General features: G+C 48.2%; 8 protein-coding genes. 3 read left to right on the forward strand and 5 right to left on the reverse strand.

The features are described 5' to 3' along the window. The first annotated feature begins 11 nt into the window (after positions 1-11). On the forward strand, positions 12-2321 hold the full coding sequence (locus tag V5T57_RS10610) for a bacteriohemerythrin (protein WP_332891189.1): 2310 nt from the start codon (positions 12-14) through the stop codon (positions 2319-2321). Between the two features lie 64 nt (positions 2322-2385). On the opposite strand, the gene rbr is transcribed toward V5T57_RS10610, so the two are convergent. From rbr to V5T57_RS10625, 3 genes are all read right to left on the reverse strand, one after another. After that, entirely contained in the window at positions 2386-2961 is a 576-nt protein-coding gene (rbr, locus tag V5T57_RS10615) for a rubrerythrin (RefSeq protein WP_332891190.1), read from the reverse strand. Positions 2962-3151: 190 nt separating this feature from the next. Next, positions 3152-3718: a rhombosortase gene (rrtA, locus tag V5T57_RS10620; protein ID WP_332891191.1), complete on the reverse strand. Its 567-nt coding sequence runs from the start codon at positions 3716-3718 to the stop codon at positions 3152-3154. Further along, on the reverse strand, positions 3715-5820 hold the full coding sequence (locus tag V5T57_RS10625; protein ID WP_332891192.1) for a VIT and vWA domain-containing protein: 2106 nt from the start codon (positions 5818-5820) through the stop codon (positions 3715-3717). Before V5T57_RS10625 ends, rrtA begins: the two co-directional genes overlap by 4 nt. A 335-nt stretch (positions 5821-6155) precedes the next feature. Here V5T57_RS10625 and sthA point away from each other — a divergent pair, with 335 nt between their 5' ends. Continuing rightward, a complete protein-coding gene (gene sthA / locus V5T57_RS10630) occupies positions 6156-7640 on the forward strand; it encodes a Si-specific NAD(P)(+) transhydrogenase (RefSeq protein ID WP_332891193.1) in 1485 nt (494 codons plus the stop codon). Between the two features lie 226 nt (positions 7641-7866). After that, entirely contained in the window at positions 7867-10656 is a 2790-nt protein-coding gene (locus V5T57_RS10635; RefSeq protein WP_332891194.1) for an ATP-binding protein, read from the forward strand. Here the strand turns inward: V5T57_RS10635 and V5T57_RS10640 are convergent. Further along, entirely contained in the window at positions 10653-11309 is a 657-nt protein-coding gene (locus V5T57_RS10640) for a carbonic anhydrase (protein WP_332891195.1), read from the reverse strand. The genes V5T57_RS10635 and V5T57_RS10640 overlap by 4 nt on opposite strands. Positions 11310-12310: 1001 nt before the next feature. After that, positions 12311-12604, reverse strand: a complete 294-nt coding sequence (locus V5T57_RS10645) for a DUF1330 domain-containing protein (RefSeq protein WP_332891196.1) — start codon at positions 12602-12604, stop codon at positions 12311-12313. Between the last annotated feature and the right edge of the window lie 83 nt (positions 12605-12687).

The raw sequence follows: 12687 nt of genomic DNA on the forward strand, positions 1-12687 counted from the left end.
AAAGAGTAAATATGGGAATCCAAACACGCATATTGGTGATCTCGGTACTGCTGGGAACAGTACCTGCGTTGATTGCTGCAATACTGGTGGGCTTTGGTCAGGTGGGGTGGCTGGTACTTGTGGGGCTGGTGGTCTCTGTTGCACTAGGGTTTTGGGTAGCACGAACCATTTGCCATCCGATCCACGGTATCGAGACAGCGCTTATACATATCGCGGATGGTGATTTTTCACATCGGGTTGATGAAATCGCGGGCAATGGGGAGATGGCCCGTATTGTTCGCCATACCAATGCAATGATTGAAAATCTTGAGCAAGGGTCACTACAAAGCGGTATGCATGCAGGTAGTATTACGGCCGTGGCCACGGAGTTTGTAAAAATCCGTAGTTTAATTGAGACGGATGCCAACCAGTCCAGCACCACTGTAAAAGTGGTTGCAGGCGAAAATGAACGTCTTGCTGAAGAGGTCTCCTCGGTCAAAAATTCGGTTGAGGATATTACCCGTAATACCAATGCCATTTCAGAGTCTGCAACACTGTTATCTGAGAGTATTACAAGTATTGCCACAGCTTCAGAAGAGGCCAGTGCCAACATTACGACCATGGCATCGGCTGCAGAAGAGATTACCGTTAACATTGCCAGTGTGAACGATAATCTGGGGCAGGTAGACAGTTCTGTTAAGGAAGTTGCTTCAGAGGTTTCTCAACTGACAGCTTCACTTAATGAGGTCCGAAAAGGGTGCAAAGAGGCCAGTAGAGAGTCGGAACAGGCCAGTGCCTTATCATCTGAAAACCGATCTGTCATGGATCGTCTAACCGCTTCAGCTTATGAAATTGGCAAGGTTATTCAAACCATTAATGATATTGCCGATCAAACCAATATGCTGGCCTTGAACGCCTCTATTGAAGCGGCAGGTGCGGGTGAGGCGGGTAAAGGTTTTGCTGTGGTTGCCAATGAGGTTAAAGAGCTGGCAAGCCAAACGGCAGAAGCAACCAAGGTTATTTCTGATCAAGTCAGTACCATTCAGGAAAATGCCAAAAATGCTGCCCAGCGCGGGGAGCAGGTTGGGCAGGTGATCGACCGCACCAATCAGTTGAACCGAGATATTTTAGACTCAGTTGAGCAGCAATCCATGGCTGTCGATAATATTGCAGAGTCGATGAAAGCAGTCGCTAAAGCGGCAGAAGATGTGACGCGCTCTGCCCAGGAGTTGAACCATGCTGGGCAAGATGTTGCTCGGGCTGCATCCGAAGCAGCGCTTGGCACGCAGGAAATCGCCCAATCCACCTCTCAAAGTGCCCAAGGGGCTCAGCAGGTTGCTGAGGCTGGGCAGGCGGCTTATGACTTTTCCAAAACTGTTTTGGACTCTGCCATGGCTTCAGAGCAGGTGACCATGGTGGTTAAGGAAAAAATGGATGAAGCCAGTCGCACGGCGTTAATGATGCAAGGATCAGCGGCTTACTTTAACCGCCTTAGTAGTGCCTTACAAAATACCTGTAACGCGCTCTATGTGGGACAGGTTGAAGGGGATACCAGTGAGCCACCTTTTGATATTCGTGATGTCAAAGATAACCACCTCTATTGGATGGGACGTCTGAATAAAGCTGTGCAGCGCCGAGAAGTTTTGGTTAAAGACGAGCTGCCGGATGTCAATAAGTGTGGCTTGTGCCGGTGGATGGGCAGCCGTGGGTCGGAAGTCTTTGGCTCTGTTCCTCAGTTTAATGAGGCAGTTAAAAGCCATAAAGAGGCACATAAAGTCTTGCTGGAAGCTTATGCGTGGCAAGAGAGTGGTGCCGCGCGTGGTGGTGGTGCCCTGATGGGGCGTTATGGCGAACAGGTCGATAAACTGTTCCGTGCTTTGGACCAAGTATATATTGGTGACAAAGGGCGTGCTCAGGCTCAACAACCCTTCTTCCCTTGGGATGATCGCTTGATTACCGGTGTAACCTTTGTGGATCGTGACCATAAGCGTCTGGTTGAAATGGTCAACCAACTACACCGGGGTATGAAAGAGGGGCAGGGGGCGGATGCCATTGGCCCTATTCTCGACGAGTTTGTCAGTTATACCGCTGAACATTTTGCTCGGGAAGAGCGGGTGTTTGATAAGTATGGCTATGAAGATACCCCCGCCCATAAAGAGAAACATCGTAAGCTGGTGGCAACCCTGCAGCAGGTGGCCCAAGACTATAAAGATGGTAGCTTTGCGGTGGGTATTGATCTGCTGGGTATTGCTAAAAAATGGTTGGTGGGTCATATCATGGGAACCGACATGCAGTATGTGGCCTTCTTCCGAAAACACAATGTGAATGAGCCCCCTGCATAAAGGGGATCATCTCATCGGTATCAAAAAAGGGTCCCCATTTGGGGGCCCTTTTTTGATCCGTAAATTACCAGTTTTCTCCCAAGAGCTCAAAATAGGCTCGGGAGTGGGCACAGGCTGGGCAGCTGTCGGGTGCTTCTGCGCCTTCGTGTCGGTATCCACAGTTTAAACAACGCCAACTCTGTTCTTCATCACGCTTGAAAACCTGTTCATGACGGATATTTTCTGCCAATTCACGAAAGCGTTTTTCATGTTGTTGTTCAGCAATGCTGACCGCGTCGAAGACTGCCGCAATCTCATCAAACCCTTCATCACGTGCCACCTGTGCAAAACCAGGGTAGAGGTCGCTATGTTCATGGTTTTCGCCACCTGCGGCATCCAGTAAGTTTTCCAGTGTGGTGCTGTTTCCCCCAGCATGAAAACTAGCTGTTAGGGTGACCTCTCCGCCTTGAAGGAATTTATAAAACCGGCTGGCATGGGCTTTCTCTTGTATCGCGGTCTCTTCAAAGATGCGTGAGATCTGCACATAGCCCTCTTTTTTGGCCTTGCTGGCAAAAAACTCATAGCGATTTCTGGCTTGAGACTCACCGGCAAAAGCACAAAGAAGATTCTTTTCGGTTTGGCTACCTTCTAACATTGGCATGGTCACACCTCCTGGGGAAAATTGTCTAAGCAGTATGCGCGTAAGGATAGCGGGAAATAGTGCATATGGATAATATTATGTTTCTAAGCTCGCTATAGTTTTTGCCTATGCATAGGTCTTGCTGAAAGACACATTGGCACGGGACGTATTTTAAAAACGTAGCGTAACGTCCCTTCGTCTTCCCACAAATCTATGTGATCTGTTTGGATCGTGGTAAATGGTGTAAAACCCCAACCCATAAGCCACCGGCAAAACCGGCCACATGTGCATAGACCGCAGTGTGAGATGTTTCTGGTATAAACAGGCTAGAGCCCGTGTAGAGCTCCCAACCCAGCTTGCCACAGGTGCCTACAAACAACAGTACGTAGCGTTTGTTCTGTGTGTGTTGGCGCAAACCCCGGATAAGGAGTAGGGCCCAAGGTGCATGCAAAGCACCTGAGAGCCCCCCATAGTAGAGGGGAGCTGTTGGGTCCAGCCATAGCCATATATTGACCCCAATCATACCGACGGCTAAAGACCATAAGGTTGCACTCGCCCCTAAAGCGACGGCTAATCCAGCAAGCATGATGATGTTTAAACGTAGGTGGGCTTCATTTAAGTGTACCCAGTGTGAGGTGAGTATGCGCCATAGCTCTCCTTGACGTACGGCGTCTAGATCCCAAATTGCATAGGGTGGGACGGGGCCTGTGCCCCACCATATCAGCAGGGGTATGAGAACCACCCCAAGCCAGCTGATCTCCTGTCTTAGATCCTTCATGACTTCATCCGCCGGATGGCTGGTCCGGCGATGCCAAGCAGAAGCGCCAACAGTGTTACGGGGTCAACGGCACCTGCACTAATGTGTGTGGATTGTGGCGTATTGAACATTGGCTGGGCTTGATCTACCCGGTGACTTAAAGGGGTCTGAGCTAAACGAGCTTGTTGAGCTTTATGTTCCCGTTGTAGACGTTGGGCATTGTGCTGTTTGATGCCCAACTGTTGAAAACGTGCCTCTTCTACAACCAGCATGGAGGTGCGTGGGGTCACTAAGCCGTATTCAACCGCAAGATCTGTACTGGCTTGCACTTGGTCACGGTTTTCCCCCAACAGCTCCATGCGTTGCTCCATCGCATCTATGGTTGCAAATGCCCAAAGGCGGTCCAGTTCCGGGTGGAGGGTGGATTGCTTGGGGAAATGAAATTGAGTTTTGTACTGTATGGGTTTGCCGGAGTGTTTGCCTTTAAGGGTCACCTCAGCGAGGCCATCACCCCAGTAATGGCCCATCATAATCAGTTGTTCACCGCGGTAGAGTGAGGCCAGTTGGTTGAGGGTGAGGTCTGCTGTTTTTATGCCATCAATCTTCAATGTGGTGCCGTGTAACGCTTCATGGCTGAGCTTGCTGGCCGCTTGCATAACCATGCCAAGGATATCATCACTGTTGGATATATTGATCGCAGTACCTTGGGTTAACCGGCTGAGCTCTTTAAGCAAAGGTCGGTTGGCGCTGTTGCCCATGATAGCGGTGAACAGGCGGACATCGCGATGTTTGAGCAGTGCCAGAAAATCCCGTTTGTGCGTGCGATCAATGTTGGCTTCTCCATCACTGATTAGAATAACCCCTGTGGGTCGGTCACGCTCCAAATGACGCATGGCAAAGGAGAGACCGGCGTATAAGTTGGTACCACCACTGGCTCGAACTTTTGTTAAAGCCTCTATACTCTTCTGCACTGTGGTGTGATTAACCGGCTGAAACTGGGCATTGAGCTTGCTAGCATGCTGATCGAACATAATGATTTGAAACCGATCCCCTTTGGGGAGTTTTTTTAGTCCCGCTGCAACACTCTGGGCTAGAGTGGCAATTTTTCCTCCCATAGATCCAGATTTATCCAGAACCAAAATCCAATCCCGACCTTGTGGTAAGGGGGCTAAATCTGACCCTGGGGTTAGAGTCATTAAAAAGGTACCGCGAGCTTGGGGTGATGGCTTGTAGGTCACCATGTCAACACGACCTGGTAGATTTTTTTGATGACGCCAATAGACCACAATATCTTTATCTAAGCGGGGTTGGTGATGCATAGATGAAGCAGGATGAGGAGCCGTAGGCTGTTCTTTATCTAACGGCTGCGTGGGTGTTGTGGTGTGGTTGGTTTGTGGCTTAGCTTGTTGCTCAACGGCTGGTGGTACCGAGCCAAGCTGCACCTGCCACTGCTTTGGATCATGTTGTGTGACCTTGGCGTTGGGGTGAGCAGGGGTGCGGACCGCTGTAATGGGGTAGCCGTCTCGAAGTTGCATGTTGAAACTAAATTGTCCTGCGATGTGATCATCCATGTGCCAAAAAGATTGAGCCGCTTGATCAACCCCCCCTTCTTCCAAAGGGTAGACGTAGCGACCAATACCGCCATCTACAGAGAGAGGCTGCATGTAGGAGAATTGAATCCGCACTTGATCCTGTGCTTTGACTGGCCACACATGCAGTTTAAAACGATGATGTTGTTCTTGCTCCGCCAAAGCTGTGCGGGCCCCTGTTTTTTTTTCCTGCTGGTAGTGTTCTTTTGCTCTCTTCTTTGGTAGGACCTCACCATGGACAGGTTGGCCATCAATCCAGTATGTGAAGCTTGAAAAAGCCCCCCGGTCGGGCACGGGAAAGCTATAAAGTGCCTCTAGATCTTGAGGGTGGGGGTTATAGAATGTCTGCTCAACTGTGGTTAAAGCAAAACCACTTTCGACCACGACAGATACATGGTGTTCTTTCATTTCAAGAGGTGGTTGGTCGCCTCCTTTGGGTGTCATCAGGCCTGCCGCTTCGGCCGTTGCTAAGGGTAGGGCGCACCCCATCAGCATAAAGAAGGCCACAGAGGATTTATTCATGAAAGATAGCATGGGTAGATCTCCTAATTGATCGGTGTTCAAAATGTCAGCCTGCCTTTTCTGGTTGTCAATCACCAAGCAGAAGATATTTTAGATATAAACTTAAAATGAACAATGTTCAATATAAAACTGAACGATGTTCAAAAGAGATGTAAAAGAGAGGCTGCTCTAATGGCTATTCCGGGTATTTTTTTTGATAATATCAAGAAAACATTAAATAAAAAAAATATGTGTGCACTATAAAATTTTTATAATACATCAAAAATGTGCGCATATTGCTCCAATGTTATGTATATTCCCCGTGCTGGAGTAGGGTTTTGTTTTTGAAAATACACGTGGGGGTATGTATGCGCCATTACGATATGTTGGTCATTGGCAGTGGTCCTGCTGGACACAGTGCTGCCATCCAGGCCGCTGAACTGGGTAAGAAAGTGGTTATTATTGAAAAGAAGGCGGCCATTGGCGGTGTTTCTCTTCATACAGGTACCATCCCCAGTAAAACCCTGCGTGAAGCGGTTATGTACTTAACCGGTTATAACCAGCGGGGCCTCTATGGGCAGAGTTATCGTTTAAAAGCCACGGTCTCTGTTGAAGATTTGATGAAACGGCTGGATATTACCGTTAACCATGAAGTTCAGGTTATGGAAACCCAGCTCTATCGCTCTGGTGTGCGGGTTATCCAGGGTGCTGCGACCTTTGAAGATACCAATACGGTAATGGTTACCGGTCCTAAAGGGGATGTACACCGCTACAGTGCTGATAAAATTGTACTGGCAACGGGTACCAAGCCATACCGCCCGGCACATATTCCGTTTGATGGCACACGCATTTTGGATAGTGATGACATTCTGACCATTAAGCATCTTCCCCGACGCATGATTGTGGTGGGGGCTGGGGTCATTGGTACGGAGTACGCCTCCTTATTTAGTGCACTGGATGTTAACGTCACGCTGATTGATGGTCGCGATACCATGTTGGACTTTCTGGATAAGGAAGTTGTGGAGGAGTGTATGCACTTCCTACGCAAGCGTAACGTACGTATTCGACTGGGAGAAAAAGTGGTCGATGTGGAGCATGCCGGCCAAAAGCAAATTCTCACCACGTTAGAAAGTGGTAAAAAAATCCATGCCGATATGATCTTGTTTGCATCAGGTCGGGTGGGCAATGTAAAAACATTGCAAGTGGATAAGGTTGGCCTTAAGCCTGATGATCGTGGCCGCCTGACCGTGAACCGTCATTATCAAACCAACATCCCCAACATCTATGCTTGTGGGGATTTGATCGGCTTTCCTTCTTTGGCTTCATCGGCCATGGAGCAGGGGCGGTTATCCGCTTCTCACGCTTTTGGCCAACCCCGCAATAGTCATGCTGAGACATTCCCTTTTGCCATTTATGGTATTCCAGAGATCTCCATGGTGGGGATGACCGAGCAAGAGTTAACCAAGAAAAAAATCCCCTACACTGTTGGTATCGCGCGTATTGCAGAGACTGCTCGTGGTCAAATAATGGGGGCTCGATTAGGGTTCTTGAAGCTGCTATTTGATCAAGACGGTAAGCTCATGGGTGTGCATATTTTAGGTGAAGAGAGCTCTGAGTTAATCCATGTAGGACAAGCTGTAATGGCTCACAATGGATCGATTGACTATTTCCTAGAGAATATCTTCAACTATCCAACACTCAGTGAAGCTTATAAAGTCGCCGCGCTGGATGCCTGGAACCAAATGGAAGCCCAGCGGATGTGTCCGATTGATCTTGATGAAGATGAGGACATAGAGGTGGAGGGTGTTGATGCGGGTTTGATTGTTTCGCTGGATGTGGTGGAAGAAGACTGACCTAATCCGAGGTGTGCACCATAAAACGGGGTTCTTATTAGAACACCGTTTTATGGTGTTGGTTTACGGATATGTTAGATCTGTGTGGAAAAAATAATATAAATCATACGTTTTGTCTGCAGGTTATATCTTCTCTCATGTCATGATTTCCTTGAGATTTTTTGTGGCATTTAATGTTAAACTTCCATTTTTATGCATGTCATGCGGTATCAATAAAGGTGATGATGTGAGGGGTCGTGTTTCTAGTGCCTTATTGGGACTCTTTGGGCTTTTTGTCCTGATTCTGGTATGGGGCAGTCCAGTCCAGGCCGAGACAACAAAGAAGAAAATTCTGGTTCTTAATGCCTATCATGCTGGCTATTTTTGGTCAGACAATATCATGGCAGGCATCCGCTCTATTTTTGGTGATACCCAGCAAGTTGAGTTGCTTCTGGAGTATATGGACACCAAGCGTCATGCCTCTCCTGAATATCTTGAACAATTAGCGGAAACCTATGCGTTAAAGTATGCCCAGCAAGGTGTTGATCTGGTCATCACCTCGGATGACAATGCCTTTGATTTTTTTAAAACCCAACGTCATCGTATTGCACCGGATGTTCCTTGGGTCTTCTGTGGTCTAGACCGTGTAGAGCCGCAACAGCTTACGGGATTAAAACAGGTCTATGGGGTAGAAGAGAATTTGGGTATGGGCGATACCCTGAATCTGGTCCTGCGTTTACACCCAGAAGTTGAGCAGATCGTGGTGGTGGCTGATCAAACGACATCGGGCCTTAGCTATATGAAAAGAGCCCGCCGTTTAGAAGAAAAAATGAAAGGTAAACTACGCTTTAGCTACCTTTCTGATCTGAGCAAGCATGAGCTGGCCAACCGGTTAGCCGTTTTACCCCTGAATACCGTTGTGATCTACATGAGCTTCATCCGTGATCGTAATGGTCAGGTGATGAACTTGTCGCAAAGCCACCGCTGGGTGACGGAACATGCACAAGTACCTGTCTACGTAACTTGGGGCTTTCGTCCGGGTCTTGGTTTGGTGGGTGGAGCCATTACCAGTGGTTTTAAGCAAGGTGAAGTCGCTGCACAGGTGGGGAAAACTCTTTTTGAGGGCGGCCATCCGTCTTCTCTGCAGCAAGCTCCACATGTTCATGTCTTTGATCATGCAGCGCTTAATCGGTTTGGTATTTCTGTTGAGGCACTGCCAGCTTACGCTCAAATTATGAACCAGCCTGCATCACTGATGAAGCAGTTTCCCAACACGTTTATCGCAACCATGGTTGCCGTGGTCGTTTTACTGCTTGTTCTGATCGTTTTGCTGGCCAATGTACGCCGTTTAAGGCGTGCCGAAGATAAGTTGAAGCAGAGTGAACACTACAACCGTATGCTCTTTGAGCATTCTCCTATTGGGTTGGCTCTATGTCGGATGGATGGAACGTTGGTCGATATTAATCCGGCCTATGCCCATATTGTTGGCCGTGAAGTTGAGGATACTAAGCTGCTGACCTATTGGGATATTACTCCAAAGTCTTATGCCGATCAGGAAGCAGAACAGCTCAATGACCTGAATACCAAAGGAAGCTATGGACCATACAATAAAGTGTACATTCATAAAGATGGTCACCATGTTCCAGTCAGTTTAAAAGGGCAGATTATCGAGCTTGATGGAGAACGTTATATTTGGTCAAGTGTGGAAAATACCACGGATCGCCATCATGCCGAACTGCTGCGACAACAGCAGCAGAGTAATTTGGAACAACAGGTTCAGGATCGGACCGAAGCTCTGGCTCAAGCAAGGGATGAGGCGCAACAGGCAAACCATGCTAAGAGTGAGTTTTTAGCCGCAATGAGCCATGAAATCCGTACCCCAATGAATACCATTTTGGGGATGGGTCAGCTGCTGATGGAAGCTGAGCTGGATACTGAACATACCCGATGGGCACATACTCTTCATTTGGCTGGTGAGAGTTTACTCTCTTTAATCAACAATATTTTGGATCTCTCTAAAATTGAGGCTGATCAGCTGGCTTTAGAAGAGGCTCCCCTGGATTTACATCTGTTGGTGCGTCAAGTGGTGCAAATGTTGGAACCCCAAGCTCAGCGCAAAGGGTTGCCACTGCATGTGCAGATTGAAGCTAAAGTGCCGCACTATGTCAGTGGCGATGGTCAGCGGATTAAACAGGTTTTGATTAACCTGGTGGGTAATGCCATTAAATTTACCGCCCAAGGGCGTGTGGATGTCAATCTATCGATGCTCAGTCATGGTGTTGTGCAGATTAGTGTGCAGGATACAGGTATTGGGATCGACCCCCATCAGCTACAAAGTATTTTTGAACCATTCCGGCAAGGGGATGGCTTTATTACCCGTCGTTTTGGTGGTACAGGCTTGGGCTTGGCGATCTGTCAGCGGCTGGTGGATGCCATGCAAGGTGAGATAGAGGTTGAGAGTACAGCAGGGCAGGGAGCTATATTCCATTGCCGCCTACCCCTGCCTGAAACGCTGGCCCGTCCTAACCTGGAGGGTGAGTTGGATGACTCCATGATGTTGGAAGCTGCTATTGCTGCCATTGAGCAGGCAGAGGTTGAGAGCAGTGACAACAGCGGGGAGCTTGCCAGTAAAGAAGGGGGGATACAGGCCCGTATTTTGTTGGTGGATGATGCTGTTGATAACTTAGCTTTGATTAAAGCATTTTTAAAACGTAGCCCTTATCAGGTCATTACGGCATCCAATGGAGAAGAGGCCGTTGCCCTGTTCCAGTCCCAACGTTTTGATTTGGTCCTTATGGATATACAAATGCCTGTTATGGATGGTATTACAGCCACCCGAACCATTCGCAAATGGGCAGAGAAACATCGTCAAGGCGAGGCGAAGACACCCATTATTGCACTCACCGCCCATGCTATGCGTCAGGATGCAGAAAACTCCATTGAAGCTGGGTGTTCCCTGCACCTGACCAAGCCCATTAAAAAACAACGTCTGCTTGAAGCGATGGATGCTTGCCTGGAGATGTCCAGGCTGGATTAAAGGGGTTCGAAGCTGCTGCTTTCATTCTTATAATGGTAGAGTCGACCTTCACCAATATTAAAATAGAGCCCGACAATTTCCAGTTGACCTTCCTGTTCTCGCTCACGAATAAAGGGGAAGGAACGTAAATTTTCAACCGACAGTGTCACCATCCGCTCTTCTAAGGGGCGGTGAATATTGGTTTGGGCGGCCTCCACGGCTAAGGTCTGAACCGTATCATCATTCCAGGCAATTTCCATCCATTTGCCAATAAAGTCTCCTCCTCCTGGCCCTGCTTTTTCACAGCAGTCATCCGAGAGTGCGCGTACACCACCACAGCAGCTATGGCCAAGAATGATGATCGCTTCGACTTTAAGAACCTTTACCGCATATTCCAAAGCTGCGCTGGTACCGTGATAACCACCATCTGGATCATGGGGTGGAACCAAATTGGCCACATTACGAATGATAAACAGCTCCCCAGGGTTTGACTGGGTTATCATATTAGGGTGTACGCGGCTGTCGGAGCAGGCTACGACGACAGCACGTGGGCTTTGGCCTTCCCTGCTTAGGCGTTGGAACAGTTCTAGATGATTGGGGAGTTCATCCTCTAGAAACTGATGGTGTCCTTTTTGTAATTGAGCTAGGAAACGGCTGGTGATTTTCGAAGGCATGAAACACTCTTTCTTGCTAGATACGCTACTAGCGCATCAAACCTCCCCCCGATATCAGAGGGGTATTTTAACATTTGGGTGAAAAAATATTAGCACAGTTTTTGACTGGAATGCAGGTGTTGATTTGTTGAAAAGTTCTTTTAAATCAACACTAAAACTTATGCCTGCAATAGTTTGACGTTATGTTTGTCTGTGGTATGAATGATCCATGAGTAATTTCAAATGCTTTATGCATAGCAAAAAACACGGGACCATTTTCTAGATCGGGCTATTGGAGTTGTTTGTTACTTTTAATCAATCCTCTGTATGGATGGTGTGGGTATGACATTCATGATTAACACAGCTTGTTCACGCTTATGCCTCGTTATGTGGAATGGCTGTCCCGGCTGAGCCGCTTGATTGCCGAGCGATCTGTTCGCTGAGAATCCCTACTTTCAATAAGCTGGTATCTATGTATGGTCTGAACTACCGCGCTTTAAAAGGTCCACCTGGGGGGATGCCTGCTACACTTCAAGCGATGAGCAGGGATAACGCAGAAAGTCCCCATGCTTTGATGGTACTGGTAGGTGTCACATGGCCCAGCAGCGGTCTCGTGAGATGGTGCAGGTCGGTGAACTGGCGAGAGAAATCTATGATCAAATAGGTCTCTCTCAAGGTTCTCCGCACTTGGGCAGGCTTTTTTACGCCGGTAGTCGGGCATCCAGATTACACACAGGCCTGTAGAGACCACCTCTACACAGGCTTTAAGCTCGGTATGTTTAAGCGGTAACCCGCTTGCAACACGGATTAACACGGGTACCGCCGTTAGCTGCCCGGCTGGAAATTATATCGGGTACAGTAGGGCTTTAGTTATGCGTATCTCATCGTTTGCGCCCCCATTATCCTTATTGGGGATGTCGGATGTTAGAGGTGGTGGGTATAACCTAAGTGTTGCAACAACCTTGAAATAGGGGTGACCACTCAGCAAGTACCCCAGCATCCCCCCAGTTGGTCGGGATCTATCAAGGGGTCGACGCATAGGTCGTGATGGTGACCTGAGCCGCTTCGTCTCTTAAAGGGATAAGTTTTTGGTAAGCTGGGGATTGAAACCATTTATCCAGGGTTGAGCCATCAGGAAAACGTATCACAACCACATCGTTGGTTGGGTTATGACCTGCAAGCACATCCCGCTTCTTTCCGCGAAAAACAAGTTCGACCGATGGAAAGGGTTGGAGTGATTCGGCCACACCCGCCACATAGCGTTGCCATTTTTCCTGATCTTGTATGAGAATTTGTCCCACCAGATAGGTTGCCATTGAGATCTCATTCCAGTTTCAAAGAAAGTTCTATTCTAAACCAGCCCGTCAAACCCATACCGCACCCCAAACACCTGACTATA

This window comes from Magnetococcus sp. PR-3, from assembly GCF_036689865.1.
Lineage (GTDB): Bacteria > Pseudomonadota > Magnetococcia > Magnetococcales > Magnetococcaceae > Magnetococcus.